Genomic DNA, 26358 nt, shown 5'->3' with positions numbered 1-26358 from the left:
GGGGATTCCAGCATGACCGTCTTCATCTTCATCGGATCCTTGCTCGGCGCGATGGCGCTCGGCATTCCCATCGCGTACTCGCTGCTGCTCAGCGGCGTGGCGCTGATGTGGCACCTGGACCTCTTCGACGCGCAGATCCTGGCGCAGAACGTCATCAGCGGCGCCGACAGCTTCCCGCTGCTGGCGGTGCCCTTCTTCATGCTCGCCGGCGAGATCATGAACGTCGGCGGCCTCTCGCGGCGCATCGTCACGTTCGCGCTCGCGCTCGTCGGCCACATCCGCGGCGGCCTGGGCTACGTCACCATCATCGCCGCGGTGATGATGTCGGCGCTCTCGGGCTCGGCCGTGGCGGACGCCGCGGCGCTCACCGCGCTGCTGCTGCCGATGATGGTCAAGGCCGGGCACGACCGTGCGCGCGCCGGCGGCCTGATCGCCTCGGCCAGCATCATCGCGCCGGTGATCCCGCCGTCGATCGGGCTCGTGATCTTCGGCGTGTCGGCGAACGTCTCGATCTCCAAGCTGTTCCTCGCGGGGATCTTCCCCGGCATCATGCTCGCGGCCGCACTGTGGATCACCTGGGCGGTGCTGGTGCGCCGCGAGACCGTGGAGCCGCCGCCGCGCGCCTCGCGGGCCGAGGTGTGGCGCGCGATGCGCGACTGCGGCTGGGCCATGCTGCTGCCGGTGATCATCATCGTGGGCCTGCGCTTCGGCGTCTTCACGCCCACCGAGGCGGCGGTGGTCGCCGCGATGTACGCGCTGTTCGTCTCGACGGTGATCTACCGCGAGCTGAACCTGAAGCAGCTCTACGAGGTGTTTGCCAACGCCGTGCGCACCACCGCGGTGGTGATGTTCCTGGTGGCCGCGGCGATGGTCTCGGCCTGGCTCATCACGGTGGCCGACCTGCCCAGCAAGATGATCGACATGCTGTCGCCCTTCATGGACAACCCGACGCTGCTGCTGATCGCCATCATGGTGCTGGTGATGGCCGTGGGCACGGCGCTCGACATGACGCCGACCATCCTGATCCTCACGCCGGTGCTGATGCCGGTGGTGAAGGCCGCGGGCATCGACCCGGTGTACTTCGGCATCCTGTTCATCATCAACAACGCGATCGGCCTGATCACACCGCCGGTGGGCGTGGTGCTCAACACCGTGGCGGGCGTCGGGAAGATGAAGATGGACGAGGTCACGCGAGGGATGCTGCCGTTCATGATGGCGCAGTTCGGCGTGATGTTCCTGCTCGTGCTGTTCCCGTCGCTGGTGCTCGTGCCGCTGAAGTGGCTGGGCGGCTGACCGGAGGGGCCCTGCCATGACCGAACAGACCGCCATGCCCGACGCGCGCAAGACCACCGAGGACTGGTGGCACACCGAGATCATCGACATGAAGCCCGGGGTGATCCGTTTCCGCGGCTACCCGATCCAGGAGCTGATCGGCCGCATCGGCTTCGCCGAGATGGTGTGGCTGATGACCCGCGGCGAGCTGCCCAGCCCGGCGCAGGGCCGGCTGCTCGATGCGGCGCTGATGTCGGCGGTGGACCACGGCCCGCAGGCGCCGAGCATCGCCATCGCGCGCATGGCGGCCACCTGCGGCGTGGGCTTGAACAACGCGATGGCCACGGCGGTGAACGTGCTGGGCGACGTGCATGGCGGCGCCGGTGAGCAGGCGGTGGAACTGTTCTTCGACATCGCCGCGCGCATCGACGCCGGCCAGGGCGAAGCGGACGCGGTGCAGGCCGCGCTCGATGCCTTCATCGCCGAGCACGGCAAGTTCGTGCCGGGCTACGGGCACCGCTTCCACCCGATCGACCCGCGCACCGCGCCGCTGCTCGCGCTGGTCGACGCCGCCGCGGCGCAGGGCGTGGTCGGCGGCCGCTTTGCCGGCATCGGCCGGGCCGTCGAGGCGGGGCTGGCCGCGCGCAAGGGCGGCAGGCGCATCCCGATGAACATCGACGGCGCGACGGCGGTGATCTATGCCGAGCTGGGGTTCCCGGCGCCGCTGGCGCGCGGGCTCTTCTGCCTGTCGCGCTCGGTGGGCATCCTCGCGCATGCGTGGGAGCAGACGCAGCAGGGCGGCCGCAACAAGGGCCCCATTCCCCGGCAGTACATCCCGACCTACGACGGCGTGGCCGAGCGGCCCGTGCCGCGCGGCTGAGGGCGCGCGGCGTCCAGGCGCCGGGAAGGCGCCCGCGCCGCTGAGCCGCGGGGGCGATGTCCCCTTTTAGAGGCTATGAGCCGACGAGCGCTCAGCGAAGAATCCCGCGCTTCGCCCCACAGGCGAAGCAGCGCCTGGCACGTGCCGGGCTGGATCACCATCATCCAGGGAAAACGCCTTGAAGTACTTCACCCAGACCCTGTCCGCCGCGGCGGTGGCCTGCGCCCTGAGCGCCGTCGCGCCCGCGCAGGCCGCCGAGTTCAGCTTTTCAGGAGACATCGCCTTCCACAACGACGTGGTGCGGATCAGCTTCACGCTGCTCACCGACGCCACCAACGTCCGCGTCTGGACCGACTCCTACGGCGCGAGCTCGCCGTACGGCGTCAACTTCGACCCCATCACGGCGGTCTGGGACATGTCGGCCGGCGGCAAGCTGCTCGACACCAACGACGACGACGGCACGATCGAGCCGGGCCAGAACGACTTCGACTCCGGCCTGGTGTTCGACGAGCTCAAGGCCGGCAACTACCTGTTCACCATCGCCACCTATCCGAACTGGAACAAGGGGGAGTGGCTGAGCGACGGCTTCACCTACGACGGTGCGGCCCCCATCGCGCTCGCCGACTGGGACCAGCCCTCCAGCCATTTCGGCATGGGCACCCACTGGCGCGTGCACCTGACCGGCGTCGACGCCGCAACGGCCCCGGTACCGGAGCCGGGCAGCTACGCCCTGATGCTGGCCGGTTTGGCCGCCGTGGCCCTCAGGGCCCGGCGTTCCAGCGCCGTGCGATAGCGCGCGGACGGCTCAGGCGCCGCAGCCGGCCCCGCCCTGCTCGAACATCGCCTGCACCCGCGCCTTCACCTGCTCGGGCGTCGGGTCCTCGATGTGGGTCGCGACCATCCACGCGTGGCCGAAGGGGTCGGTCAGCATGCCGCTGCGGTCGCCCCAGAACTGGTTCTCCACCGGCATGCCGGCTTTGCCGCCGGCAGCGATCGCACGGGCCATCGTGGCATCGACGTCCGGCACGTAGAGCACCACCGACGTGGCCGACCCGCCCAGGGTCAGCGGGCCCAGCGCCTGGTGCTGCGGGCGCTCCTCGGTCAGCATGAAGCGGGCCGGCCCCACCTGCAGTTCCGCGTGCATCACGCCGCCGTCGGGGGCGTCGAGGCGAAACACCTCCCTGGCGTCGAAGACCGCCTGGTAGTAGCGGATGGCTTCGGCCGCACCTTTGACGACCAGGTACGGGATGGCGCCGCTGGCGGGCGGGACGGGGTTGACCGTGGGGGCGTTCGACGCTGCTGTCATGGGGTGCTCCGAAGTGGTTGGGCGGAACGCTGCGGTTCCATGTTCACGACGAACGGCCGCCCGCCGTTTCGACATCCCGCGCCGGTGGCGTGCCACGAAAGGTGGTGGCGGGCCGCGGAGGGCGCCTGCGCGGCGCCACCTCAGGCCCGGCGCCGGGCGGCCTTGCGCGCCGGCGCGCCGCGCTTGGCCGCGGCTTTCGACGCCGCCTTGGCCGCGGGGCGGGCGGGCCGCTTGGCCGGCGCGGCCTTGCCCGATGCGCCGCCCGCGAGGCTGCGTTTCAACAGTGCCGTGAGGTCGACCACGTTGGACGACCCGGGCTGCTCCGGCGCGGGTTCGAGCGGCGTGACCTCGCGGGTGTCTCCCGCCTGCGACTTGCGTTCGACCAGCGCCATCACCGCGTCCTTGAACTGGTCGCTGTAGTCCCCGGCCTGCCACGGCGCGCTCAGCTCCTCCACCAGTTGCGCCGCCATCTTCAGCTCGGCGTCCTTCAGGCCGGCGGCCTGGCGGCCGGCGGGCGGCAGCGACAGCTCGTCCCAGGGGCGGATCTCGCCGGCCCAGCGCAGGGTGTTGAGCATCAGGGCCGGCCCCGCCGGGATCAGCGCGGCGAGGTGCTGCTTGCTCTGGATCACCACCTTGGCCACGCCCACCCGCCCGGCGGCCAACAGCGCTTCGCGCAGCAGCGCGTAGACCTTCTCGCCCTTGTTGATCGGCGCCAGGTAGTAGGGGCGCTCGAGGTGCACGAAGGGGATCTCGGCGGCCGCGACGAAGCGCTCGATCTCGATGGTCTGCGTGCTGCGCGGGTAGGCCTCGCGGATGTCGTCGTCGCTGACCAGGACGTACTCTCCGTCGTCCAGCTTCACGCCCTTGACGATGTGTTCCTTCGCGATCTCGCGGCCGGTGCGCTTGTTGACGCGCTTGTAGCCCACCGGGTCCATCGACCGGGCGTCGAGCCAGTCGAAGTCGATCTCGTCCTCCCGCGAGGCGGGGTAGAGCGCCACGGGGATGTGCACGAGGCCGAAGCTGATGGCGCCTTTCCAGATCACGCGCGGCATGGATGCCTCCTGTTGCAAGCCGGTCGGCAGCCTCTGGCACCCAGCATGCCTGGGGGCGCCGGCATGGCGGCGCAGTCCTACAAGGGGCTTCGCGGCCGGCCGACGCGGCGGCCGCCGCGCGGGGCCGATAGTGCGGCATGAGCGACCCGCTGCAGCCGTACCGCGCCAAGCGCGATTTCTCGCAATCGCCCGAGCCGCAGGGCGGGCAGGCGAGCGGGGCGGCGCTCGGCTTCGTGGTGCAGAAGCACGCGGCCCGGGCGCTGCACTACGACTTCCGCCTGGAGCTCGACGGCACGCTCAAGAGCTGGGCGATCCCCAAGGGCCCCAGCCTGGATCCGCACGACAAGCGCATGGCCGTGCAGGTGGAGGACCACCCGCTGGACTACGCCGGTTTCGAGGGCACGATCCCTGCGGGCCACTACGGGGCCGGCACCGTCATCGTCTGGGACCGCGGCACCTGGGAGGCCGACGGCGACGCCCGTGCGGCGCTGGCCGCGGGCAAGCTCAAGTTCACGCTGCGGGGAGAGAAGCTCGGCGGCCGCTGGACGCTCGTGCGCATGCGCGGCAAGGGCAGCGGCAAGCAGGTGCCGTGGCTGCTGATCAAGGAAGCCGACGACTACGCCCGACCGGCCGCGGAGTACAACGTCGTGGCGGCAGCGCCCGGCAGTGTGCTCGGCACGTCTTCGAGGGCCGCTGCCGCCACCCCGGCCAGCGCCGCGAAGGCCGGCATGCGCCGCAAGCCGAAGCCGGATCCGCTGCCCCTGACGCTTGCGCCGCAGCTGGCCACGCTGGTCGATGCGCTGCCGGCCGAGGGCGAGTGGATCTACGAGATCAAGTTCGACGGCTACCGCCTGCTGGCGCGCGTCGATGGCGAGGACGTGCGGCTCTTCACGCGCAACGGGCACGACTGGACGAGCAAGCTGCGGCCGCTGGCGCAGGCCGTTGCGGGCCTGGGCTTGCGCTCGGGCTGGCTCGATGGCGAGATCGTGGTCCAGGATGCGCAGGGCGTGCCCGATTTCCAGCAGTTGCAGAACGCTTTCGACCAGCGCAAGCCGCAGGGCATCCTGTACTTCCTGTTCGACGCGCCCTACCTCGACGGGCAAGACCTCCGTGCCGCACCGCTGCGCGAGCGCCGCGAGCGGCTGCGGGCCGTGCTGGAGGCGGCAGGCCCGCAGTCGGCGCTGCGGTTCAGCGAGGACTTCGTGGTCGAGCCCGCGCACCTGCTGCACACGGCCTGCCAGATGCGCATGGAGGGCGTGATCGGCAAGCGCGCCGATGCGCCGTACACCTCGGGCCGCGGCCGCACCTGGATCAAGCTGAAGTGCCAGCAGCGGCAGGAGTTCGTGATCGGCGGCTACACCGACCCCAAGGGCAGCCGCCAGGGCCTGGGCGCCCTGCTGCTCGGCGTGCACGACGCGGCGGGCGCGCTGCAGTACGCGGGCAACGTCGGCACCGGCTTCGACCAGCGCACGCTGGCCGATCTGGCGCGCCAGCTGGCGCGCCTGCACGCCGAGCAGTCGCCGTTCGACGCGTTGCCGGCGGGCGTGAAGGGCCACTGGGTGAAGCCGAAGCTCGTCGCCGAAGTTTCCTTCGCGGAGTGGACGAAGGAAGGCCGTGTGCGCCAGGCGGTGTTCCATGGCCTGCGCAGCGACAAGCCGCCGCGGGCCATCGGCCGCGAGCATGCGGTGGCGCCGCCTGCGCCGGGCGCCGCCCGCGGCAGGCCGGCGAAGGCCGGGGCGCCGGCCGCGCGGCGGCGCAGCGTGCTGCCGGAGGGGCTGCGGCTGACGCATGCGGAGCGTGTGATCGATGCGTCCACCGGCATCACGAAGCGCGAGCTGGCCGAGTACGCCGCCCGGGCCGCCAGCCGGCTGCTGCCGCAGCTGCGCGGCCGGCCGGTCTCGCTGGTGCGGGCGCCGGCCGGGATCGGCGGCGAGCTGTTCTTCCAGAAGCACGACGACACCGGGAAGATGGCCGGCATGCGGCAGCTCGATCCCGCGCTTGACCCGGGGCATGCGCCGCTGATGGAGATCGCCAGCCTCACCGCCCTGCTCGGCGCGGTGCAGATGAACGTGATCGAGTTGCACACCTGGAACGCGACTGTCCGGTCGATCGAGCGGCCCGACCGCATGACCTTCGACCTCGATCCGGGCGAGGGCCTGGCCTGGCCGCGCATGCTCGAGGCGGCCCACCTCGTGAAGGCACTGCTGGACGAACTGGGCCTGCAGTCGCTGCTCAAGACCAGCGGCGGCAAGGGCCTGCATGTCGTGGTGCCCTTCAAGCCCTCGCTGGGCTGGGTGGCCGTGAAGGCGCTGTCGCAGCGCATCGTGCAGCACCTGGCCGCGACGCTGCCCGACCGCTTCGTCGCCAAGAGCGGGCCGCGCAACCGGGTCGGCAAGATCTTCGTCGACTACCTGCGCAACGGCCGGGGGGCCACCACGGTGGCGGCCTGGTCGCCGCGGGCCCGGCCGGGCATCGGCGTGTCGGTGCCGGTGCATTGGGAGGAACTCGACGGCCTGACCAGCGGTGCGCACTGGACGCTGCGCAACATCGACGAGCGGCTCGCGATGCCGGACCCCTGGGCCCAGGGGGCCGCCTTGCGGCGGCAGACGCTGCGCACCGCGATGCGGGTGCTCGACTTCGTGCCGCCGGCCGACGATGGACCACCGCAGGCAGCCGAAAGGCCCTCTTCGCCGAGGGCGGGTACACTACGTGGGTAGGCATACACAAGACCGTCTTCGTGAGGTCGGTTCGGAATTTCTGTTCTTCCCCCTGGTGATTTCTTGCGTGTCTCTGCCACGCGCCAGCATGTGCTGCGCGTGCTTCTCTTAACTCAAGGATCATCATGTCCAACGCAACGCAAACCGGTACCGTCAAGTGGTTCGATGACGGCAAGGGCTACGGCTTCATCACGCCCGAACAAGGCGGCAAGGACCTCTTCGCGCATTTCAAGGAAATCCGCGGCGAGGGCTTCAAGAGCCTGAGCGAAGGCCAGCGCGTCGAATTCGAAGTCACGCAAGGCCAGAAGGGCCCGCAGGCGTCGAACATTCGCGCCCTCTGATCGGCCTTCGCCGATCCCCGAAGAACCGCGGCCTGCCGCGGTTTTTTTGCGCCTGCCGTTGGATGCGCCCCGCGCCGTGTGTAAGCTCGCGCGCTGCCGAACGACCCATGACCGAAGCCGGTCCGGTGCACCGGCGTGGAGACTGACCCATGACCATCGAAACCATCACCCTGGGCGGCGGCTGCTTCTGGTGCACGGAGGCGGTGTACGAGCAGGTGGACGGCGTGCTCTCCGTCGAATCGGGCTACAGCAACGGCCAGGTGGAAGACCCCAGCTACGAGCAGGTGTGCCAGGGCGACACCGGCCATGCCGAAGTGGTGCGCGTGCGCTTCGACAACGAGCGCATCCCGCTGCGCGAGGTGCTGGAGATCTTCTTCACCATCCACGACCCGACCACCCTCAACCGCCAGGGCAACGACGTGGGCACGCAGTACCGCTCGGGCATCTACGTCCACGATGCGCAGCAGGCGCAGGTGGCCCGCGAGGTCATTGCCGAGGTCGATGCCGCCTCGGGCGGCCGGGTGGTCACCGAGCTGCAGCCGGAGACCAACTACTGGCGGGCCGAGGACTACCACCAGCACTACTTCGCGAACCATCCCGGGCAGGGGTACTGCGCCTTTGTCGTGGCACCCAAGGTCGAGAAGTTCCGCAAGACCTTCCGCGCCCGCGTGAAGGCCTGACGCTCGCCTTGCCGGTGCTGCCGCCGCCATGAGCCGCCTCGCGCCACGACGCGCCACCCGGTCCCGCTGGGCCGGGCTGGCGGCGCTGGCGATGCTGCTGGCGCAGACGCTGGCGCTGCTGCATGGCGTCGTGCATCCGCACGCCGGCGGCATGGCGTCGCAGGTGAAGCAGGTCGTCGGGCCGGCGGCGCACGTCGCCGCAAGCCTGGCGCACCATGACGACGGCTCGGCGCTGTGCCATCTGGTGGACCATCTCGGGCATGCCGATGCCCTGGTGCCGGCAGGCGGGCTCGTCTTGCCGGCGAGCGGCCCGGCCACGGCGCCGGCCGTGCTGGCCGACGGCGCCGCGCTCGAGGCGGCGGCCCCCTACGAAGCCCGGGGGCCTCCGGCGGTCCGCGCGAGCTGACCGCCCCCGGCCACCGCGCTGCGCGCGGGGCCGCCTTCCCTCGTCGATTCGTCGCCGGTGCCGCCGCGAGCACACCGGCGCAAGGCTGTTCCCATGCAGAGATCCTCCACCCCTGCACGGCATGCGCTCGCGCGTGCCGTGCTGTCCCTCCTCGTGCTGCCGCCGGCGGCGATGTGGCCGGCAGGGGCCGGCGCGCAGGCCGTCCAGGCCGCGGCGCCTGCCCCCGCGCCTGTGTCCGAGCCCGCACCGGCGGCGCCTGCCGCCACCGTCGTCATCACCGGCAACCCGCTCGGCCGCGAGCAACTGGCCCAGCCCAGCAGCGTGTTGTCGGGCGACGGGCTGACGCTGCGCCGCGCCGGCTCGCTCGGCGAGACGCTCGACGGCCTGCCCGGCGTGGCCGCCACCGGTTTCGGGCCGCAGAGCAGCCGGCCCGTGATCCGCGGGCTGGACGGCGACCGCGTCCGCCTGCTCGACAACGGCGGCGCGTCGGTCGATGCATCGAACCTCAGCTTCGACCATGCGCCCACGCTCGATCCGCTGGTCGCCGAGCGGATCGAGATCCTGCGCGGGCCGGCGGCGCTGCTGTACGGCGGCAACGCCACCGGGGGCGTGGTCAACGCGATCGACAACCGCATTCCCCGGACGGCGGCCGAGGGCCTCTCGGGCCGCGCGGAGCTGCGCCTGGGCGGCGCGGCGCGCGAGCGGGCCGGCGCCGCGCTGGTCGAGGGCGGTGCGGGGGGCTGGTCGTGGCACGCCGACGTCGCCGGCCGCCGCAGCGACGACCTGCGCACGCCCCGGTTCTCGCCGCCGTCGGAGGACGGCGGCGCCACGCGCACACGCCGCGTCGCGAACTCCGAGGGCGACAGCCGCAGCGGCGCCCTCGGCGCCTCCTGGGCCGATGCCGATGGCTTCATCGGCGCCTCCATCGACGGGCATGACAACGACTACGGCGTGGCCGTCGAGCCCGACGTCATGATCCGCATGCACCGCGAGCGCGTTGCGGTGGCCGGGGAACGCCGGCGGCTGGCGGGGCCGTTCACCCAGGTCGAATTCCAGGCGAGCCGCACGCATTACCGCCACGAGGAGGTGGAGGGCGGCGGCGAGGTCGGCACCACGTTCAAGAGCACCGGCGAGGAGATGCGGGTGCAGGCGCGCCACCGGCCGCTGGGGCCGCTGCGCGGCGTGATCGGGCTGCAGGCCGAGCAGCTCGAGTTCTCCGCGCTTGGAGAAGAAGCCTTCGTCCCGGCGACGCGGACGCGGTCGCTCGCGCTCTTCATGCTGGAGGAAGCCTCGGTCGGCCCGGCCACGCTGACCGCCGGCCTGCGCTGGGAGCGGGTGCGCGTGTCGTCGAAGGGCGATCCCGCCGATGCCGAGGAGCCGCGCTTCGGGGCGTCCGCCGAGCGCCGCTTCACGCCGCGCAGTGCGTCGTTGGGCGCGACCCTGCCGGCGGGCGGAGGCTGGACGCTGTCGGCCTCGGCCGGCGCGACCGAGCGGGCGCCCGCGTACTACGAGCTCTTCGCCGACGGCGTGCATGTCGCGACGGGCGCCTATGAACGGGGCGATCCGGACCTGCGCGTCGAGCGCAGCCGCCACGTGGAGCTGGGCGCCGAATGGCGGCGCGATGCGCACCGGGTGAAGGCCAGCGTCTTCCAGACGCGCTTCTCGCGCTACATCGGCCTCGATGCGACGGGGCGGGAGATCCCCGTCGTCGACGAGGACGGCGAAGCCGCCACCGTGCCCGAGTACGCCTTCAGCGCGGTGCGCGCGCGGCTGCGCGGCCTGGAGCTGGAGGGCCGCACCCGCCTGCTGGAGCGGCCCTGGACGCTCGATCTCGAGGGCGGGTTCGACATGGTGCGCGGCGACAACCTCGACACCGGCGAGCCGCTCGCCCGGCTCGCGCCGCAGCGCGTGCGGGCCGGCGTCGAGGCGGGCAGCGGCGCGTGGCGCCTGGGGGCGCGCGTCGTGCATGCCGCCCGCCAGGACCGTGTGCCCGCCTTCGACGTGCCCACCTCCTCGTCGACGGTGCTGAACCTCTGGGCGAGCTGGCGCACCGCGCTGCCAAGCGCCGACGCGCTGTGGTTCGTGCGGCTCGACAACGTGACGAACGAGCTGGCCTACAACGCCAGCGCGATCCGCACCGTGCGGGAGCTGTCGCCGCAGGGCGCGCGGGCCCTCACCGCCGGTGTGCGCGTGAGCTTCTGAGCGGGCCGGCGCTTCCTTGGGCGCCGCCTCAAGGCGCCAGCCGCTCGCGCACCCATGCGCTGCCGTCCAGGCGGTAGCGCAGGCGGTCGTGCAGGCGGCTCTTGCGGCCTTGCCAGAACTCCCAGCGGTCGGGCTGCAGCCGGTAGCCGCCCCAGTGCGGCGGCCTCGGCGGGTGGAGGGCGTAGCGCGCGCCGTACTTGGCCGCGTTGGCCACCAGCACGGCGCGCGAGCCGATCACCTGGCTCTGCGGCGAGGCCCAGGCGCCGATGCGCGAATCCAGCGGCCGGGAGGCGAAGTAGGCGTCGGATTCGGCAGCCTCGACCTTGTCGACGCGGCCTTCGATGCGCACCACGCGTTCCAGCTCCACCCAGTGGAACTGCAGTGCTGCCCACGGGTGGGCGGCCAGCTCCTCGCCCTTGCGGCTGCCGTAGTTGGTGTACCAGACGAGGCCCCGTGCATCCAGGCCCTTGAGCAGCACGATGCGGGTCGAGGGCCGGCCCTGGGGGCCGACGGTGGCCAGCGTCATCGCGGTGGGCTCGGGGATCTGCGCCTTCAGCGCCTGGTCCAGCCAGGTTTCGAACTGCTTCAACGGGTCGGGAAGCGAGGCGCTTTCGTCCAGTTCGGCGCGTTCGTAGCTCTTGCGGAGATCGGCGAGGGAGGTATCCATCCGGGCAGCATAGCGACGGCAACCGGCATTTGCGCTTACGTGGAACGCCCTACGTAGCAATCCCACTACCTGAGTGGTTCGGCTGGACTCATCCTTGCTATACCGCGCTGCAGCATTTCGCAGCATGGCGGATGGAGGAAGGGAGCGTTGCACCATGTGGTCGCAACCCACGATCATCGTTTTGGCCGCAGGCCGGGGCAGCCGTTTCCGCGGCCCGAGCCACAAGCTGGCGCACCCGTTCGACGGGGCCGCGCCGGTGCTCGTCGCGACCCTGCGACGGGCCGTGGCATCCCAGCTGCCCGTTGTCGTCGTGACGACCGCGGCGCTGGAGTCGATGGCCCGCACCGTCGTCGCCAGCCGCGACGTGGTCGTGCTGCCGACGGCTGACAGCCAGCCGGGACTGGGCATGGGCAGCTCGATCGCGGCCGGCGTGGGCGCGCGCCCGCATGCGCCCGGCTGGCTGGTGCTGCCGGCCGACATGCCCCTGGTGCGGCCGTCCACGCTGGTGGCGGTCGCGGCCGCGCTGCCGCAGCATCCGGTGGCCTATGCACAGCACGCGGGACGGCGCGGGCATCCGGTGGGCTTCGCGGCGGAGCTGTTTTCCGACCTCGTCCTGCTGCAGGGCGACGAGGGCGCGAGGCGGCTGGTGGCGCGTTACCCGGCGCAGGCCGTCGACGTGGACGATCCCGGCGCCTTGATCGACCTCGACACGGTGGAGGACTTGGCGGCGGCCCGCCCGCACTCCGAATCCGTGGTGCGCTGAGGGGCCGGTTTCAGCGTGGTTACGGCCGGCGCCGCCGTCAGGCGAGCCGGTGCTGCCGCGCCAGCGCCATCAGGCGGCGCACCTCATGGTCGGTCATGCCGCGCTCGTCGAGGCAGCGGGCCGTCTCGCAGAGGTAGTCGAGCGTGCTGCCGCAGTGCCCCTGCGCCAGGCGCAGGATCTGGATGATTTCCTCGTCGGGCAGGCGGCCGGTGTAGCTCGGGCTGCGGCGGCTGAGCGTGAAGGCCAGGGCCATCACGCGGCCCTGCGCCGTCTGGCAGGGCAGCCAACGCGGGTCGTAGACGCTGTTGATCATCTCGCGCGCCCAGAGGCGGTCGAGCTCCGCGTCCGCGCGCGCCCGCGCGACCCGGTAGACCATGCCCCGGCAGGACCCACCGGGCATCAGCGCGAACACGAGCCCCGGCCGGTCCGGGGTGCCGCGGTTGACGCGCGAGCGCATGCGCAGCGCGCGGTGCCAGCCGCGCACCAGGCCCGGGCGGTGCTCGTCGGCATCGAACTCCGGCCGCCAGATCAGCGAGGCGTAGCCGAATACCCAGAGGTCGTCGGTGGGGCCCCACTGGTGGCGTATGCGCTGGAGCATCGCGCGTCCATCGCGCGGTGCGCCCAGCGGCGCCACCGAGGGCGCCGCCCCCTCCGCGCTCGTGCCGGCGGTAGGGGGATCGGAAGGCGGGCGCGGATCGTCCATGGCAAGGTTGGATGATGACAGAGCCCTGTCCGTCGCACGACAGGTTGATTTGACGATGTAACCTTGTTACGCAAGAATCCACCACCGAGTTACAAGGCCCGCCACCATGAAACCAGCCATCGCCCGCATCACGGATCGCATCCGCGAACGCAGCCAGCCCACGCGCACGGCCTACCTGGCCCGGATCGACCGCCTGGCCGGCCGCCGTCGCGGCAGCGAACGCATGGGCTGTGCCAACGTGGCGCACGCTTTCGCGGCGCTGCCGGCCAACGACAAGCTCAAGGTCGTCGCCGAGCGGGCGCCGAACCTGGGCGTGGTCACGGCCTACAACGACATGCTCTCGGCCCACCAGCCCTACGAGGGCTTCCCGGCCATCCTGCGCGACGAGGCGCACCGCCAGGGCGCGACGCTGCAGGTCGCCGGCGGCGTGCCGGCGATGTGCGACGGCGTGACGCAGGGGCTGCCGGGCATGGAGATGAGCCTGTTCTCGCGCGACACCATCGCGATGGGCACGGCCATCGCCCTCACGCACGACGTGTTCGACGGCGCACTGCTGCTGGGCATCTGCGACAAGATCGTGCCGGGCCTGCTGATCGGCGCGCTGCATTTCGGGCACCTGCCCTGCGTGTTCGTGCCGGCGGGCCCGATGAGCTCGGGCCTGTCGAACAACGAGAAGGCCAAGGTCCGCGAGAAGCATGCGCAGGGGCTGATCGGTCGCGAGGAGCTGCTGGCCGCCGAATCGGCCGCGTACCACGGCCCCGGCACCTGCACCTTCTACGGCACGGCCAACAGCAACCAGATGCTGCTGGAGGCGATGGGCCTGCACGTGCCCGGCGCCGCCTTCGTGCATCCGCATGCCCCGCTGCGCGAGGCGCTGACGCGCGAGGCCGTGCGGCGTGTGCTGGCCATCGGCCCCGGGAGCAACTTCCAGCCGATCGGCCGCCTGGTCGACGAGCGCACCATCGTCAACGCGATGGTGGCGCTGCTGGCCACGGGCGGCTCGACCAACCACCTGATCCACTGGGTCGCCGTGGCGCGGTCGGCGGGCATCCTGATCGACTGGACCGATTTTTCCGAGCTGTCGGCCCAGGTGCCGCTGCTCTCCCGCGTGTACCCCAACGGGTCGGCCGACGTGAACCAGTTCCAGGCGGCGGGGGGCCCCGGCTTCGTGCTGCGCGAGCTGCTGGGGGCCGGCTGCCTGCACCCCGACGTGGCCACCGTCGCCGACGGCGGCCTGGCAGCCTACGGCCGCGTGCCGTCGCTCGAAGGCGCCGGCATCGCCTGGCAGCCGCTGCCCGCCAAGAGCACCGACCCGTCGGTCGTGCGCGGCGCCGCGGCGCCATTCTCGGAAACCGGCGGCCTGAAGCTGCTGACGGGCAAGCTGGGCCGTGCGGTGATCAAGGTGTCGGCCGTGCCGGAAGACCGCCACGTCATCGAGGCGCCGGCCCGGGTGTTCGAGAGCCAGGAAGCCTTGCAGGCCGCCTTCAAGGCGGGCGAGCTGGAGCGGGACTTCGTCGCGGTGGTGCGCTTCCAGGGGCCGAACGCCAACGGCATGCCCGAGCTGCACAAGCTCACGCCGCCGCTGGGCGTCCTGCAGGGCAAGGGCTTCAAGGTCGCGCTGGTGACCGACGGCCGCATGAGCGGCGCGTCGGGCAAGGTGCCCGCGGCCATCCATGTGAGCCCGGAGGCGCTGGCCGGCGGGCCGCTGGCCAGGGTGGTCGACGGCGACATCATCCGGCTCGACGCGACGGCCGGCGTGCTCGACGTGCTGGTCGACGACGCGACCTGGGCGGCCCGGCCGTTGGCGGTCATCCGGCCCGATGCGGCGGAAGACAACGCCCATGGCCTCGGCCGCGAGCTGTTCGCGGGCATGCGCAAGAACGCGGTGAGCGCCGAGGAGGGCGCCTGCACCTGGTTGTGAACGAGCCCCCAAGCTCGCTGCGCTCGCTACCCCCCGAGGGGGCCGCCCGGCGATGGACCGGCGGAGCCGGATCCATGCCGGTGGCTTGAGTGGGCCGTGCCCTTTCGTGATCTCACTTTTTAGGAATCTGAACCATGCTGAATACGCTCGACCTCGTTGCTCACGGCCCCGTCATCCCGGTCATCGTGCTGCAACGTGTGCAGGACGCCGTGCCGCTGGCCGAGGCGCTCGTCGCCGGTGGCGTGCGTGTGCTCGAGGTGACGATGCGCACGCCGGTGGCGCTGCAGTGCATCGAGGCGATCGCCAAGGCCGTGCCGCAGGCCATCGTGGGGGCGGGCACCATCCGCTCGGCGGCGGATGCCCGGGCCGCGAAGGACGCCGGCTCCCTCTTCGGCGTCAGCCCCGGCTACACGCCCGAGGTGGGCCGCGCCTGCCGGGACGCGGGCCTGCCGCTGCTGCCGGGCGTGGCGACTTCCAGCGAGGTGATGACGGCGCAGGCCGACGGCCTGCAGTTCCTGAAGTTCTTCCCGGCCAGCCAGGCCGGCGGCATCCCGATGCTGAAGGCGCTGGCCGGTCCGTTCCCCGACGTGGTGTTCTGCCCGACCGGCGGCATCTCGCTGAAGACCGCGCCGGAGTTCCTCGCGCTGCCGAACGTCAAGGTGTGCGGCGGCTCGTGGCTGACGCCGGCCGACGCCGTCGAGGCCGGCGACTGGGACCGCATCACCCGGCTGGCCCGCGAGGCGGGGGCGCTGCCGCGCGGCTGAAGCCGCCGCCCGGCGGGCGGCAGCGGTTCAGCCGGGCTTGACGAGGGCGGCCATCGCCGCCGCGTCGGCCGTCTGCAGCGAGGCCAGGCCCGCCGCGACGCCAAGCCTGTCCGCATCGCTGCGGTTCTGGCTGACCTTCCACTTGCCGGTGAGCGCGGTCAGGCGCAGCTCGATGCCGACGATCGCGCGCAGCATCTGGTCGACGTAGTCCGCCGGGGCGTCGTCCACCGACCAGGGCTGCGCCCGGCCGGCCTCGTGCACCTGCGTGAGCTCGCCCACCAGGCGGCGCAGCCAGGCCGCGTCGTCGACCGCGGCCAGCACGCCCCGGGCCTCGACGACCGCATAGTTCCACGTCGGCACCACCTTGCCGTGTTCCTGCTTGCCCGGGTACCAGGCCGGGCTGACGTAGGCCTGCGCGCCCTGGAACAGCGCCAATGCCTCGATGCCGCCGGCCGCGTCGCGCCACAGGCCATTGGCGCGCGCCACGTGGCCGCGCAGCGTGCCGTGGGGGCCGGCCTCGGGGTCGAGCAGCAGCGGCAGCAGGTTGGCCTGCAGGCCGGACGCGGGGGTGTGCACCACCAGCGTCGCCAGCGGCCGCTCGCGCATCAGCGCGTGCAGCGCCGCGGTGTCGGGCTGCTCGAAGTGGCGGGGCTGGTACATGCGCCGGTGCGCCGTGTCAGACGCCGCCCTGGATCAGCTCGACCTTGTAGCCGTCGGGGTCGGTGACAAACGCGATGATGGTGTGTCCGCCCTTGACCGGGCCGGCCTCGCGCGTGACGGCGCCGCCGAACTGCGCCGCCTTCGCGCGCACCGCGTCGCACATCGCATGGGCGTCGTCGACGCCGAGGGCGATGTGGCCATAGGCGGTGCCCATCTCGTAGCTGTCGACGCCGTAGTTGTAGGTCAGCTCCAGCTCCGCCTGGGCGGGGTTGGCCTCGTAGCCGAGGTAGGCCAGGTCGTACTGCTGCTCGGGGCGCTGCACGGTGCGCAGCAGCTTCATGCCGAGGGTCTGGGTGTAGAAGTCGATCGAGCGCTGCATGTCGGTGACACGCAGCATGGTGTGGAGAAGTCTCATGGCGTGGCGGAGGGCTGGGCCTCGAAGAGAAGGCAGGTCGTGGTCGCGTGGGCATAGAGTGTGCCATCGGGCCCCACCAGCCTGCCCTGCGCGGTGGCGATGCGCCCACCGCGGTGAATGACTTCACCGACGGCCCGCACCAGCGGCACCTTGTGCGTCACGGCCTTGACGTAGTTGATCTTCAGCTCGACCGTGGTGTAGCTCCTGCCGGGCTCCATCAGCGTGTGGACGGCGCAGCCCACGGCGGAGTCCAGCAGGGTGGCCACCCAGCCGCCGTGGACCGTGCCGAGCGGGTTGTAGTGGTCGAACAGCGGCCGGCCCTGGAAGACCGCCCGGCCGGCCTCGAGCTCGACCAGCAGGAAGTTCAGCGTGCGGGAGATGGGTGCACGCGGGATCTCGCCCGCCACCATCGCCTGCAGGATCTCCAGCCCGGTGCGGCCCGCCACTTGCGCCGGGCTGGCCAGCCCCACCTCGTGGGCCCGGGCGTCGATCTCCGCCTCGCGGGCGCGCCAGGCGTCGAGGGTCCGTTCTGCGGGCGTCGCGGACGGTTCGTTCATGCAGGTTCTCCTGAAGGTTGCAGCTACAACAATTGTAGATACAATCATCGAATGAGCCAAGCAGTGCCGCAGCCCCCCCGAGGCTGCACCAACCTCAAGATCCGCCAGCTCGCCCGCCTGGTGGGCCGCCACTACGAGGCGCATGCCGCCGCCACCGGCCTGAAGAACACGCAGTACTCGCTGCTGTCCCACGTGGTCAAGATGGCCCCGGTGCGCCCCGGCGATCTGGCGCAGGCCATGCGGCTCGACGCCTCCACGCTCACGCGCAACCTGCAGCCGCTGGTCGCGCAGGGCTGGGTCACCCTCGGTGCGGGCGCGGATGGCCGCAGCCGCCTGGTCGACGTGACGGAGGCCGGCCGCGCCGCGCGCGAGCAGGGCCAGAAGGCCTGGAAGAAGGCGCAGCTGGAGGTGAACGCGCTGCTCGGCATCGAGCGTGTCACGGCACTGCACGCCTTGATCGATGAATGCATCGCCGTCCTTGAAACCACGGACGACGCCCATGAAGAAGGAGCCCGCAATGAATGAAGGTGTGAAGCGCTCGGCGCTACCGCTCGGCCTCGTGCTGCTCGCCGCCGCCGGCGCCTTCGCGCTGACGATGGGCGCGCGGCAGTCGATGGGGCTCTTTCTGAGCACGCTCAACACCACCACGGGCCTGGGGCTGGCCAGCATCAGCCTGGCCTTTGCCTTCGGGCAGCTCTGGTGGGGGCTGACGCAGCCGGTCGCCGGCCTGGTGGCCGATCGCATCGGCACCGGCCGGGTGATCGTGCTCGGCGTGCTGCTCGTCGCGCTGGGGACCGTGCTCGTGCCGCACATGCAGAGCACGGCCGGGTTGATCCTGGCCATCGGCGTGCTGGCCGCGGGCGGCGCCGGCATGGCGGGGCCGTCGGTGTTGATGGCGGCCACCACGCGGCTGGTGCCGCCCGAGCGGCGCGGCATGGCCACGGGCATCGTCAACGCGGGCGGCTCCTTCGGGCAGTTCGTGTTCGCGCCCATTGCCCAGGGCGTGACGGCCGCGGCGGGCTGGGCGGCGTCGCTGTACACGCTGGGCGCGATCACGCTGCTGGCGCTGCCCGCCGCCTGGGTGTTGCGCGGCCACTCGGCCCACCCGCCTGCCGCGGCCGGCGCCGCGCCGGTGGCGCGCGAGAGCGCGGCCGTGGTGATCCGCCGGGCCCTGGCCGACCGGAGCTACCGCCTGCTGTGCATCGGCTTCTTCGTCTGCGGCTTCCACGTGGCGTTCATCGCGACCCACCTGCCCGGCGTGGTGGCCGCCTGCCAGCTGCCGCCGGAGATCGGCGCCTGGTCGCTGGCGGTGATCGGCCTGTTCAACATCTTCGGCAGCCTGGGCATGGGCTGGGCCATCGGCTACCAGGGGGGCCGATGGCGCATGAAGTCGCTGCTGTCGCTGGTGTACGCCGCCCGGGCGGTGGCGGTCGTCGCCTTCCTGCTGCTGCCGAAGACGCCTGCCGTGATGCTGGGCTTCGCCGCGGTCATTGGCTTCACCTACCTGTCCACGGTGCCGCCCACGGCCGGCCTGGTGGCGCGCTTCTTCGGCCCGGCCAACATGGCCACGCTGTTCGGCATCGTGATGCTCGCGCACCAGCTGGGCGGGTTCCTCGGCGCATGGCTCGGCGGCAAGGCCTTCGAGTGGACGGGCAGCTACGACTGGATGTGGTACGCCGACATCGTGCTGGCGGTGGGCGCGGCGCTGGTGCACCTGCCGATCCGCGAAGCCCGTCGCACGGCGCTGCAGCCGGCGGCCGCTTAGAATGCCGGCTGTCATTGGGGAGTAGCTTCCCTCCGAACCGCCCTGCGCCGCCTGGTCCGGGGCGGTGCCGCGAGAGGGGCCTGCGTCAACAAACTTGCCCGCGAGGGCATGGCGCAGGCGATGCATCGGCGTTGGCCGGATTTGGCGAGACCTTTGACCGTGGCGACTCCGATGGCCGGGGATGCGCCGCGGTCATGCGTGCTCATTGCCGGCCGGAGCCACCTTGTTGGAAGCCTTTCTCGTCTCCACGGGCATCGTCGCCCTCGCCGAAATGGGCGACAAGACGCAATTGCTGTCGCTCGTGCTTGCCGCCCGCTTTCGGCGGCCGTGGCCCATCATCGCGGGCATCTTCGTCGCCACCGTGCTCAACCATGCCGCCGCCGGCGCGCTGGGCGCCTGGATCACCGACCTGGCCGGGCCGCAGGTGATGCGCTGGGTGCTGGGCGTGTCGTTCCTCGCGATGGCGGTGTGGACACTGATCCCCGACAAGCTCGACGAGGAAGACACCCGGGCGCCCCGGCTCGGGGTGTTCGGCGCGACGGTGATCGCGTTCTTCCTGGCCGAGATGGGTGACAAGACCCAGATCGCCACCGTCGCGCTGGCCGCGCGCTACGACGCGCTGGTGGGCGTGGTGCTCGGCACCACGCTCGGGATGATGCTGGCCAACGCACCCGTGGTGCTGCTGGGCGACAAGGTGACGAAGCGCGTGCCGATCCGCGCCATCCACATGGTCGCCGCGGTGATCTTCGCGGTGCTGGGCGTGTTGGCGCTGCTGGGTTGAGCGTGGCCTACGGCGTGGAGCGCGGCGCCGGCCGGTCGAGCCACACCGCCAGGCCCTGCGCGTTCAGCTCCACGTCGAGGTCGAGCAGCGACAGCGCCGCTTCGTCGCCGCGCCGGCCGCCCGCCTGCAGCCGTTCGGCGTAGAGCCGGCGCAGTGCGGCCTTCAGCGCCTCGTGGCGGTCCGGCGCCGTGCGGTGCGCTTCGCCGATCGCGACCATCGCGTCCAGCTGCAGCAGCAGCTCGGCCGCCAGCGCCGGCGTGTCGCCCACGCGGCCGTAGTGCGTCAGGTACATGCACTGCGGCTGCTCGGCCATCATGCGTTCGATCGACTGGCGCATCGCCTCGGGCTCGAACTGCACCGGCGTCGAGGTGGGCAGGATCCACGGGGCGCGGCCCGGCAGGTCGAACTCGCGGTAGCTCAGGCCGAAGGTGTCGCCGGTGAACCAGCCGCGCGTGCGCTCGTCCCACACGCAGTGGTGGTGGCGCGCATGGCCCGGCGTGTCGATCAGGCGCAGCGGGCGCCCGGCGAGCGACAGCACCATGCCGTCCTCGCTGGCGTCGACCCGCGCGGCATCGGCGCCGACGAGCCGGCCGTACGAACGTTCCATCTCGGCCTGGCCGTAGACCGCCAGTGCGCCGGCATACAGCATGCGCGGGTCGACCAGGTGGCGGGCGCCGCGCGGATGCACGACCAGCCGCGCGGCGGGCAGCGACTGCATCAGCAGCCCGGCGCCGCCGGCGTGGTCCAGGTGCACGTGCGTGGGGATCACGTAGTCCACCGCGTCGCGCGGCAGGCCCAGCGCCTCGAGCGCCCCGAGCAGCCGGGGCACCGCGTGGTTGGTGCCGGTGTCGATGAAGCAGGCGCGGCCCGCTTCGGTCATCAGGTAGGCCGCATCGAAGCGCGGACGCTGGAAGCCGGTGTCGATGGCGTAGAGGCCGTCGCCCAGCGGTTCGAGGTAGTCGGGCAGGGCGGTCGTCATGCTGCGATTCTCGCAGCGGCGGGCGTTCAGCCCTGGCGGGCCAGCGCCGCCCAGGCGCGCGCGATCTCGGCCGTGCCGTCGTTGCCGCCCACGCCGCGCAGCGTCTGCAGCCCCTTCGTGCGCGTCTGGGGCGACTGCAGCTGCGCCCAGCCCAGGCGCAGCTTCGCGTCGTCGGGCCGCTTCAGCTGGCCCTTGGCGATACCCTTCTCGATCAGCCCGGCCCCCTTGGCCGCCTGCCCCATCGACACGTAAACGGTGCCGACCTTGACCAGCTCGTTGCCGTCCTTGGCGGCCAGCGCCGCGGTCTCGGCCTGGGCCAGCCCGGCGTGGGTCTGCGCTTCCTGCTTGAGCACGAGCTCGCGCAGCCGCTTGTGGCGCTCGGCCTCGGTGCCGGTGCCCAGGGCGCCCGCGGCGAAGCCGCGCTCGACGATCGCCTTGGCCTCGTCGGGCAGGCCGGCCTGCAGCGACAGCTGGGCCATCTCCATGTACTGCTCGGTCGTGGAGATCAGGCCGTTGGCGAGCTTCAGCCGCATCACGTCCAGCGACAGCCGCGACGAGAAGCCCGGCTTGCGCTGCACGTTGTTGAGGTAGGCGCTCCAGTAGTCCTTCTTCGGGTAGTGGAGGATGAGCTTCTCGAGCGCCGCGGCGTGGCCACCGGCGTTGTTGGTGCGCTGGTAGGCGTCGGCCAGGCGCAGCAGGTCGTCCTCCGCCGGCCGGCGGCCGGCCTGCTCCGCCGCCGACACGGCCGATGCGGCGTCGCGCGCGACGGCGGCGTAGTCGCCGCTCTGCGCCTGCACGTAGGCCAGCAGCTGCTGCAGCTGCTGGCTGTTGCTGCCCGCCTGCCGCGCGCGCTGTGCCCATTCGGTGGTCTTCGGCCAGTTCTTGGCCTGCGAGTACGCGAAGGCCAGCGATTCGGCGATCTGCCCCTGCTCGGCCGCGCTGAGCTTGCCGGACGCGAAGACCGCCTCGAACGCCGCGATGGCCGTGGGCGCATCGCCCGCGCGCTGCGCCGCGGCGCCCCGCATGCGCTCGATCAGCAGCTGTTCGGCGGCCGTCTTGTTGCCGGCGGCATCGGCCTCGCGCACCTTGGCGAGCGCCTCCCGCGCCTTGCCGGCCTTCAGCAGCTCGCCGGCCTGCTGCAGCGGGCGGCCGACCTCGGGACGCAGCTGCTGCGCCCCGGCATGCGCGACGAAGCCGGCCACGAGCAGCGCGGCCAAAAGGGCTCGGAGGGAGGTTCGCATGGTCATCGTCAGTTCAGGAACTGCTCGTTGCCGATGAGGCCGATCTTGGTCACGCCCAGGCGCTGGGCGGCGGCCATCACGCCGGCCACGTGCTTGTAGGTCACGAGCTTGTTGGGCCGCAGGTGGACCTCGGGCTGCTCGGGCAGGGCCGCGACCTGCGCCAGCCGGTTCTCCAGGTCGGCGCGGTCAGCGACGATCACGCCGTTCCATCCGATGGTGCCGTCGAAGTCGACGTCGATGCGCACCACCTCCGGCGGCACCGGCGGCGGCGGCGCGTTGCTGGGCACCGGCATGTTCATCTTGACCGCGTGTGTCTGGATCGGGATCGTGATGATGAACATGATCAGCAGCACCAGCATCACGTCGATCAGCGGCGTGGTGTTGATGTCCACCATCACGTCGTCGTCGTTGGCGCTGCCCAGGTTCATGGCCATGTCGTTCTCCTGTTGCCTGTCACGGCGCGGCGACGCCCGCGGGGGGCTCGGTGATGAACCCGACCTTGTGGATGCCGGCGCGCTGGCACGCCATCACCACCCGGCCCACCGCTTCGTAGCGCACCTCGCCGTCGCCCCGGATGTGCACCTCGGGCTGCGGCTCCTTGACCGCGCTGTCCTTCAGCCTGGCCACCAGCGTGTCGATGTCGGGCAGGCGCTCCACGCCCCAGTACACGTCGCCCTCGCGGTCGACCGCGAGCACGATATTCTCGGGCTTGGTCTGCGTCGGGACGTTCTTCTCCTTCGGCAGCTCGACCTTGATCGACTGCGTGACGACCGGGATCGTGATCAGGAAGATGATCAGCAGCACCAGCATCACGTCCACCAGCGGCGTGGTGTTGATGCTGGCGTTGAGGGTGTCCTCGTCGCCGTCGCCCGATGCGAAGCTCATCGCCATGGCGGTGTCCGGATCAGCGCTTGCCGGCGATCAGCACGTTGTGCAGGTCGCTGCTGAAGGCTCGCACCTTCTCCATCGCGCTCTTGTTGCGGCGGATGAGCCAGTTGTAGCCCATCACCGCGGGCACCGCGACGGCCAGGCCGATGGCGGTCATGATCAGCGCCTCGCCCACCGGGCCGGCCACCTTGTCGATCGACGCCTGGCCGCTGATGCCGATGGCCGTCAGCGCGTGGTAGATGCCCCAGACCGTGCCGAACAGGCCGACGAACGGCGCGGTGGAACCCACCGTGGCCAGGAAGGCCAGGCCGTCCTGCAGGCGGCTGTTGATGTTGTCGACGGCACGCTGGATGCTCATCGTGACCCAGGTGTGCAGGTCGATCTGCTCGACCAGCGTACCCTCGTGGTGCTCGCTGGCGGTCAGGCCCTGCTCGGCGATGTAGCGGAAGGCGCTGCCCTGCTCCAGCGCGGCGGCGCCGGCCTTGACGCTGCCCGCCGTCCAGAAGCTCCTGCTCGCGCGTTCCGCGGCCTGCAGCAGCTTGTGCTGCTCGTACAGCTTCGTGAAGATGATGTACCAGCTGCCCATGCTCATGATGATCATGATGACCAGCGTGCCCTTGGCGACCCAGTCGCCCTGCGCCCACAGCGCGGCCAGGCCGTAGGGGTTCTCGACCACCTCCGTGCTGGCGACGCCGGGAGCGGCGGCGGGCGCCACGGCCTCGGCGGGCGCCGGCTCGGAGGCCGGCTGCGCCAGGGTCAGGCTGGGCGCGACGGTTGCGGCGGCGGCGAGGGCCAGCACGGCCGCGCGCAGGAACTTGGTCAGGAACATGGGTGTGATCTCCGGGGAACAGGCGGCCGGGGCGCAGCCGGCAGGGGGTTGGGACGGGAACTGCGAGGGCGTGGAAGGGCCGCTACTCGACCTTCCAGACGTATTCGACGGTGGCGATGGCGCCGCCGACCGGCCGGCCTTCGGGGTCGGTGCCGGGCCGGAAGGCGCATTTGCTCAGCGCCTCGACCGCTGCGGCATCGAGCTGCCGGTGCTCGCGCGTGGGGCCCGAGGCGCGGTCGATCTCCGACTTGGCGACCTTGCCGCCGGCATCGATGGTGAAGCGGATGCGGGTGGTGCCGGTGGCCTCGGCGCGCAGCGCGGCGCGGGGGTAGTCGGGCTTTTCGCAGGTCGACACGTCGATGCGCGCCGGCGTGCCGGTGGGCCGCGCGACGGGCACGGGCGGAGCCGGCGGTGCGGCCGGGGCCGGCGGCGGGGCGATGGCCACCGGCGGCGCGGGCGGCGGCACGACCGGCGTGACGGTGATCGCCGGGGCGGGGGTGGGCGGCGGCGCCACGGTGATCTCGGGCGGCGGGACGAAGCTCGGCGGCGGCGGTGCGAGCTTGGGCGGCGGCGGCAGGTTCTCGGGCGGGGGCGGCGGCGCCTTGGCCTCCTCGATGATCTTCGTCTCGATCGGCGCCTTGATCACCTCGACGACCTTGCGCGCGAGGCCGCTGACGAGGGCCCATCCGAGGAGTACGTGCATCACCACCACGATGCCGATCCCGACCAGGTGCCTGGTCGGCCGGCGCTGCTGTTCAGCGAAATCCACTCGAAGAATCCTTTAGCTCCGCCTGGCGACCGCAGCGGACTGACCTGTTGGCTGGTGCATGGCCGTGGCAGGGCCTGCACGTGGCGTACTGCGCGAAGCGGACGACTATAAACGCAAACGGTTCGCATTCCCGTTGGGTTGCGTACCGCTACGATAACCCGGCCGGGGCGCCGGGCGTGTGACGGGCGGGTTCAGCCGCGCTTCGCCGCGGGGCCCGGCAGCATGAAGTAGAAGCGTGCGCCGGCATGGCGGGCCGCGTCGACCCAGATGTGCCCGCCGTGCTTGTGGATCACGCGGTGCACGATGGCCAGGCCGACGCCGGTGCCGGGGAAGTCCGCCTCGCGGTGCAGCCGCCGGAAGGGCTCGAAAAGCTGCTGGGCGTGCGCCATGTCGAAGCCTGCGCCGTTGTCGCTGACGCAGTACACGGGCCGGCCGTCGGCGTCCGGCGGTGCCGACGACACGCCGATGGCGGCGTCCGCGCGCTTGCCGGTGAACTTCCAGGCGTTCGCAAGCAGGTTCTGCAGGGCGATGCGCAGCAGGCCGGGGTCGCCCTGCGCCATGAGGCCGGGCTCGATGTCGACCTGCACGCTGCGGTCTGGTTCGCCGGCCTGCAGCGTGTCGATGATCTCCCGCGCCAGCGTGTCCAGCGCCACCGGCCGCATGCGCACCTCGGCGCGCTTGATCTTCGACAGGCTCAGCATGTCCTCGATCAGCGTGTGCATCTTCTGCGCCGAGCGGTGGATGTTGCGCACGAAGGTCAGCGTCTGGCCCTGCAGCTCGACCCGGCTGTCGGTCAGCAGCAGGTCGCTGTAGCCCTGCACTGCCCGCAGCGGCGCCCGCAAATCGTGGGAGACCGAGTAGGTGAAGGCCTCCAGCTCCTGGTTGACTTCCTGGAGCTCGGCCGTGCGCTGCCGGACGCGCCGCTCCAGGCCCTCGTAGGCGGCGACGTTCTCGAACGCCAGCGACGTGCAATCCGCCAGCGCCTGGATCAGCTCGACCTCGTCCTGCGTGGGCTCGTGCGCCGTCGCCCAGTAGTTGCCGATCGCGCCGATGGGTGCCTCGGCCCGGATCGGCACCATCACCAGGCTCTTCACGAAGGTCGGGCGGTAGGCGTCATGCGGCACACGGGGGTCGTCGTAGATGTCGGGGATGATGGCGGCCTGCCGGTTCAGCATCGCCCAGCCGCTCACGCACGACGTCAGCGGGAAGCGGCTGCCCTTCCACAGCGGGCCGATGGCGTCCTCGTCGACGTAGTGGCACTGATCGCCGTCGCGCAGCACGAAGGTGGCGCCATCGGCCCTGTTCAGCGCACGCGCTCCGCGGCGCACGATGCCGGCGATCACCTCGACGCTGCGTGCGTGCGACAGCTCCTTCACCAGGTCCACCAGCAGCGCTCGGGCGCGCGTGAGCGTCGCCAGCCGGGCGGATTCCCGCGCGTCGCGCAGCCGCTGCAGCGCACTCGGCAGGCGCCAGAGCTCGCCTTTCTGCACGTAGTCGGTGGCGCCGGCCTCGATGCAGTGCTCCGCCCAGCGCGGGTCGCCGTTGCCGCTGACGAAGACGAACGGGATGCCCGGCAGCCGCTGCCGCGCCACCTGCAGCGCGCTCAGCCCGTCGATGCCCGGCACGGAGTTGTCCGAGAGGATGGCATCGAACTGCACGTTCTCCAGCGCGTCGAAGAACTCCTCCGCGGAGCCGACGTTCAGCCACGTCGGGTCGCCGCCGAGGCGGGCGACCTCGCGCTGGACCAGGTCGGCGTCCATCGCGTCGTCTTCGAGGTGCAGGATGTGCAGGGGTTTCATC

The 26358-nt window shown here is 71.7% G+C and carries 28 protein-coding genes and 1 riboswitch; of the genes, 14 read left to right on the top strand and 14 right to left on the bottom strand.

The annotated features are described in order from the left end of the window. The first annotated feature begins 12 nt into the window (after positions 1-12). From V4F39_RS00700 to V4F39_RS00690, 3 genes are all read left to right on the top strand, one after another. On the top strand, positions 13-1293 hold the full coding sequence (locus V4F39_RS00700) for a TRAP transporter large permease (protein ID WP_332287305.1): 1281 nt from the start codon (positions 13-15) through the stop codon (positions 1291-1293). 16 nt (positions 1294-1309) lie between these two features. Next, a complete protein-coding gene (locus V4F39_RS00695; RefSeq protein WP_332287304.1) occupies positions 1310-2152 on the top strand; it encodes a citryl-CoA lyase in 843 nt (280 codons plus the stop codon). Between the two features lie 178 nt (positions 2153-2330). Further along, positions 2331-2945, top strand: a complete 615-nt coding sequence (locus V4F39_RS00690; RefSeq protein WP_332287303.1) for a DVUA0089 family protein — start codon at positions 2331-2333, stop codon at positions 2943-2945. A 12-nt stretch (positions 2946-2957) separates the two neighbouring features. Here the strand turns inward: V4F39_RS00690 and V4F39_RS00685 are convergent, their stop codons facing one another. Together V4F39_RS00685 and ku are read right to left on the bottom strand one after the other, a co-directional pair. Then, positions 2958-3458 carry a VOC family protein gene (locus V4F39_RS00685; RefSeq protein WP_332287302.1) on the bottom strand — a complete coding sequence of 167 codons (501 nt, stop codon included), beginning with the start codon at positions 3456-3458 and terminating at the stop codon, positions 2958-2960. 140 nt (positions 3459-3598) lie between these two features. Then, a complete protein-coding gene (gene ku, locus V4F39_RS00680) occupies positions 3599-4510 on the bottom strand; it encodes a non-homologous end joining protein Ku (protein WP_332287301.1) in 912 nt (303 codons plus the stop codon). Between the two features lie 137 nt (positions 4511-4647). Here ku and ligD point away from each other — a divergent pair, with 137 nt between their 5' ends. From ligD to V4F39_RS00655, 5 genes are all read left to right on the top strand, one after another. Next, entirely contained in the window at positions 4648-7227 is a 2580-nt protein-coding gene (ligD, locus tag V4F39_RS00675) for a DNA ligase D (protein WP_332287300.1), read from the top strand. A gap of 125 nt (positions 7228-7352) precedes the next feature. Next, on the top strand, positions 7353-7568 hold the full coding sequence (gene cspE, locus V4F39_RS00670; RefSeq protein WP_332287299.1) for a transcription antiterminator/RNA stability regulator CspE: 216 nt from the start codon (positions 7353-7355) through the stop codon (positions 7566-7568). Positions 7569-7717: 149 nt separating this feature from the next. Continuing rightward, a complete protein-coding gene (gene msrA, locus V4F39_RS00665) occupies positions 7718-8248 on the top strand; it encodes a peptide-methionine (S)-S-oxide reductase MsrA (protein WP_332287298.1) in 531 nt (176 codons plus the stop codon). A 28-nt stretch (positions 8249-8276) separates the two neighbouring features. Then, positions 8277-8654 (top strand): hypothetical protein, encoded by a 378-nt coding sequence (locus tag V4F39_RS00660; RefSeq protein WP_332287297.1) that lies wholly within the window; start codon positions 8277-8279, stop codon positions 8652-8654. A 93-nt stretch (positions 8655-8747) separates the two neighbouring features. Next, entirely contained in the window at positions 8748-10856 is a 2109-nt protein-coding gene (locus V4F39_RS00655; protein ID WP_332287296.1) for a TonB-dependent receptor, read from the top strand. Between the two features lie 28 nt (positions 10857-10884). On the opposite strand, the gene pdxH is transcribed toward V4F39_RS00655, so the two are convergent. Further along, positions 10885-11523, bottom strand: a complete 639-nt coding sequence (gene pdxH / locus V4F39_RS00650) for a pyridoxamine 5'-phosphate oxidase (protein WP_332287295.1) — start codon at positions 11521-11523, stop codon at positions 10885-10887. Between the two features lie 154 nt (positions 11524-11677). Between pdxH and V4F39_RS00645 the strand changes: the two genes are divergently transcribed. Further along, on the top strand, positions 11678-12286 hold the full coding sequence (locus V4F39_RS00645) for a nucleotidyltransferase family protein (protein ID WP_332287294.1): 609 nt from the start codon (positions 11678-11680) through the stop codon (positions 12284-12286). A 37-nt stretch (positions 12287-12323) separates the two neighbouring features. Here the strand turns inward: V4F39_RS00645 and V4F39_RS00640 are convergent, their stop codons facing one another. Then, on the bottom strand, positions 12324-12884 hold the full coding sequence (locus V4F39_RS00640; RefSeq protein WP_332287293.1) for a gamma-glutamylcyclotransferase: 561 nt from the start codon (positions 12882-12884) through the stop codon (positions 12324-12326). A 211-nt stretch (positions 12885-13095) separates the two neighbouring features. Here V4F39_RS00640 and edd point away from each other — a divergent pair, with 211 nt between their 5' ends. Both edd and eda read left to right on the top strand, forming a co-directional pair. Then, on the top strand, positions 13096-14910 hold the full coding sequence (gene edd, locus V4F39_RS00635) for a phosphogluconate dehydratase (RefSeq protein ID WP_332287292.1): 1815 nt from the start codon (positions 13096-13098) through the stop codon (positions 14908-14910). Between the two features lie 134 nt (positions 14911-15044). Beyond that, entirely contained in the window at positions 15045-15674 is a 630-nt protein-coding gene (eda, locus tag V4F39_RS00630) for a bifunctional 4-hydroxy-2-oxoglutarate aldolase/2-dehydro-3-deoxy-phosphogluconate aldolase (protein ID WP_332287291.1), read from the top strand. Positions 15675-15701: 27 nt separating this feature from the next. Here the strand turns inward: eda and V4F39_RS00625 are convergent, their stop codons facing one another. From V4F39_RS00625 to V4F39_RS00615, 3 genes are read right to left on the bottom strand one after another with little or no spacing between them, the layout of a single operon-like run. Continuing rightward, positions 15702-16334, bottom strand: a complete 633-nt coding sequence (locus tag V4F39_RS00625; RefSeq protein ID WP_332287290.1) for an FMN-binding negative transcriptional regulator — start codon at positions 16332-16334, stop codon at positions 15702-15704. 16 nt (positions 16335-16350) lie between these two features. Next, the gene (gene gloA / locus V4F39_RS00620) at positions 16351-16749 is read right to left on the bottom strand and encodes a lactoylglutathione lyase (protein ID WP_332287289.1); all 399 of its coding nucleotides are present in this window, start codon (positions 16747-16749) and stop codon (positions 16351-16353) included. Further along, on the bottom strand, positions 16746-17306 hold the full coding sequence (locus tag V4F39_RS00615; protein ID WP_332287288.1) for a PaaI family thioesterase: 561 nt from the start codon (positions 17304-17306) through the stop codon (positions 16746-16748). The genes gloA and V4F39_RS00615 overlap by 4 nt, the downstream gene beginning before the upstream one ends. 51 nt (positions 17307-17357) lie before the next feature. Between V4F39_RS00615 and V4F39_RS00610 the strand changes: the two genes are divergently transcribed. The 3 genes from V4F39_RS00610 (at position 17358) to V4F39_RS00600 (ending at position 19852) form a co-directional block, all read left to right on the top strand. Then, entirely contained in the window at positions 17358-17831 is a 474-nt protein-coding gene (locus tag V4F39_RS00610) for a MarR family winged helix-turn-helix transcriptional regulator (protein ID WP_332287287.1), read from the top strand. Beyond that, on the top strand, positions 17824-19071 hold the full coding sequence (locus V4F39_RS00605) for an MFS transporter (RefSeq protein ID WP_332287286.1): 1248 nt from the start codon (positions 17824-17826) through the stop codon (positions 19069-19071). Before V4F39_RS00610 ends, V4F39_RS00605 begins: the two co-directional genes overlap by 8 nt. 4 nt (positions 19072-19075) lie before the next feature. Further along, a riboswitch (yybP-ykoY riboswitch) is annotated at positions 19076-19239 on the top strand. A 58-nt stretch (positions 19240-19297) separates the two neighbouring features. Then, positions 19298-19852 carry a TMEM165/GDT1 family protein gene (locus V4F39_RS00600; RefSeq protein ID WP_332287285.1) on the top strand — a complete coding sequence of 185 codons (555 nt, stop codon included), beginning with the start codon at positions 19298-19300 and terminating at the stop codon, positions 19850-19852. 7 nt (positions 19853-19859) lie between these two features. Here the strand turns inward: V4F39_RS00600 and V4F39_RS00595 are convergent, their stop codons facing one another. The 7 genes from V4F39_RS00595 to V4F39_RS00565 all read right to left on the bottom strand — a co-directional run bounded on the left by V4F39_RS00595 (position 19860) and on the right by V4F39_RS00565 (position 26357). Then, the gene (locus V4F39_RS00595; protein WP_332287284.1) at positions 19860-20831 is read right to left on the bottom strand and encodes an MBL fold metallo-hydrolase; all 972 of its coding nucleotides are present in this window, start codon (positions 20829-20831) and stop codon (positions 19860-19862) included. A 26-nt stretch (positions 20832-20857) separates the two neighbouring features. Then, the gene (locus tag V4F39_RS00590; RefSeq protein WP_332287283.1) at positions 20858-22072 is read right to left on the bottom strand and encodes a tetratricopeptide repeat protein; all 1215 of its coding nucleotides are present in this window, start codon (positions 22070-22072) and stop codon (positions 20858-20860) included. A gap of 8 nt (positions 22073-22080) precedes the next feature. Beyond that, complete coding sequence (locus tag V4F39_RS00585; protein ID WP_332287282.1) at positions 22081-22506, bottom strand: ExbD/TolR family protein; 426 nt, start codon at positions 22504-22506, stop codon at positions 22081-22083. Between the two features lie 19 nt (positions 22507-22525). Beyond that, positions 22526-22963: an ExbD/TolR family protein gene (locus V4F39_RS00580; RefSeq protein WP_332287281.1), complete on the bottom strand. Its 438-nt coding sequence runs from the start codon at positions 22961-22963 to the stop codon at positions 22526-22528. Between the two features lie 13 nt (positions 22964-22976). Next, positions 22977-23789: a MotA/TolQ/ExbB proton channel family protein gene (locus tag V4F39_RS00575; RefSeq protein WP_332287280.1), complete on the bottom strand. Its 813-nt coding sequence runs from the start codon at positions 23787-23789 to the stop codon at positions 22977-22979. 82 nt (positions 23790-23871) lie between these two features. Next, positions 23872-24558, bottom strand: a complete 687-nt coding sequence (locus tag V4F39_RS00570) for an energy transducer TonB (protein WP_332287279.1) — start codon at positions 24556-24558, stop codon at positions 23872-23874. A gap of 191 nt (positions 24559-24749) precedes the next feature. Continuing rightward, positions 24750-26357: a sensor histidine kinase gene (locus V4F39_RS00565; RefSeq protein WP_332287278.1), complete on the bottom strand. Its 1608-nt coding sequence runs from the start codon at positions 26355-26357 to the stop codon at positions 24750-24752. Position 26358 lies beyond the last annotated feature (1 nt).

Source organism: Aquincola agrisoli, from assembly GCF_036621135.1.
GTDB classification, from domain to species: domain Bacteria; phylum Pseudomonadota; class Gammaproteobacteria; order Burkholderiales; family Burkholderiaceae_C; genus Aquincola; species Aquincola agrisoli.
The sequence above is the reverse complement of the archived record's forward strand: the minus strand, read 5'-3'. Positions and strand labels throughout refer to the sequence as shown.

What these genes read in the sequence shown, in the direction of transcription:
- V4F39_RS00700 (WP_332287305.1), top strand. Translation starts at nt 13, where the DNA reads ATGACCGTCTTCATCTTCATCGGATCCTTGCTCGGCGCGATGGCGCTC.
- V4F39_RS00695 (WP_332287304.1), top strand. Translation starts at nt 1,310, where the DNA reads ATGACCGAACAGACCGCCATGCCCGACGCGCGCAAGACCACCGAGGAC.
- V4F39_RS00685 (WP_332287302.1), bottom strand. Translation starts at nt 3,458, where the DNA reads ATGACAGCAGCGTCGAACGCCCCCACGGTCAACCCCGTCCCGCCCGCC.
- ku (WP_332287301.1), bottom strand. Translation starts at nt 4,510, where the DNA reads ATGCCGCGCGTGATCTGGAAAGGCGCCATCAGCTTCGGCCTCGTGCAC.
- ligD (WP_332287300.1), top strand. Translation starts at nt 4,648, where the DNA reads ATGAGCGACCCGCTGCAGCCGTACCGCGCCAAGCGCGATTTCTCGCAA.
- cspE (WP_332287299.1), top strand. Translation starts at nt 7,353, where the DNA reads ATGTCCAACGCAACGCAAACCGGTACCGTCAAGTGGTTCGATGACGGC.
- msrA (WP_332287298.1), top strand. Translation starts at nt 7,718, where the DNA reads ATGACCATCGAAACCATCACCCTGGGCGGCGGCTGCTTCTGGTGCACG.
- V4F39_RS00660 (WP_332287297.1), top strand. Translation starts at nt 8,277, where the DNA reads ATGAGCCGCCTCGCGCCACGACGCGCCACCCGGTCCCGCTGGGCCGGG.
- V4F39_RS00655 (WP_332287296.1), top strand. Translation starts at nt 8,748, where the DNA reads ATGCAGAGATCCTCCACCCCTGCACGGCATGCGCTCGCGCGTGCCGTG.
- pdxH (WP_332287295.1), bottom strand. Translation starts at nt 11,523, where the DNA reads ATGGATACCTCCCTCGCCGATCTCCGCAAGAGCTACGAACGCGCCGAA.
- V4F39_RS00645 (WP_332287294.1), top strand. Translation starts at nt 11,678, where the DNA reads ATGTGGTCGCAACCCACGATCATCGTTTTGGCCGCAGGCCGGGGCAGC.
- V4F39_RS00640 (WP_332287293.1), bottom strand. Translation starts at nt 12,884, where the DNA reads ATGCTCCAGCGCATACGCCACCAGTGGGGCCCCACCGACGACCTCTGG.
- edd (WP_332287292.1), top strand. Translation starts at nt 13,096, where the DNA reads ATGAAACCAGCCATCGCCCGCATCACGGATCGCATCCGCGAACGCAGC.
- eda (WP_332287291.1), top strand. Translation starts at nt 15,045, where the DNA reads ATGCTGAATACGCTCGACCTCGTTGCTCACGGCCCCGTCATCCCGGTC.
- V4F39_RS00625 (WP_332287290.1), bottom strand. Translation starts at nt 16,334, where the DNA reads ATGTACCAGCCCCGCCACTTCGAGCAGCCCGACACCGCGGCGCTGCAC.
- gloA (WP_332287289.1), bottom strand. Translation starts at nt 16,749, where the DNA reads ATGAGACTTCTCCACACCATGCTGCGTGTCACCGACATGCAGCGCTCG.
- V4F39_RS00615 (WP_332287288.1), bottom strand. Translation starts at nt 17,306, where the DNA reads ATGAACGAACCGTCCGCGACGCCCGCAGAACGGACCCTCGACGCCTGG.
- V4F39_RS00610 (WP_332287287.1), top strand. Translation starts at nt 17,358, where the DNA reads ATGAGCCAAGCAGTGCCGCAGCCCCCCCGAGGCTGCACCAACCTCAAG.
- V4F39_RS00605 (WP_332287286.1), top strand. Translation starts at nt 17,824, where the DNA reads ATGAATGAAGGTGTGAAGCGCTCGGCGCTACCGCTCGGCCTCGTGCTG.
- V4F39_RS00595 (WP_332287284.1), bottom strand. Translation starts at nt 20,831, where the DNA reads ATGACGACCGCCCTGCCCGACTACCTCGAACCGCTGGGCGACGGCCTC.
- V4F39_RS00590 (WP_332287283.1), bottom strand. Translation starts at nt 22,072, where the DNA reads ATGCGAACCTCCCTCCGAGCCCTTTTGGCCGCGCTGCTCGTGGCCGGC.
- V4F39_RS00585 (WP_332287282.1), bottom strand. Translation starts at nt 22,506, where the DNA reads ATGGCCATGAACCTGGGCAGCGCCAACGACGACGACGTGATGGTGGAC.
- V4F39_RS00580 (WP_332287281.1), bottom strand. Translation starts at nt 22,963, where the DNA reads ATGGCGATGAGCTTCGCATCGGGCGACGGCGACGAGGACACCCTCAAC.
- V4F39_RS00575 (WP_332287280.1), bottom strand. Translation starts at nt 23,789, where the DNA reads ATGTTCCTGACCAAGTTCCTGCGCGCGGCCGTGCTGGCCCTCGCCGCC.
- V4F39_RS00565 (WP_332287278.1), bottom strand. Translation starts at nt 26,357, where the DNA reads ATGAAACCCCTGCACATCCTGCACCTCGAAGACGACGCGATGGACGCC.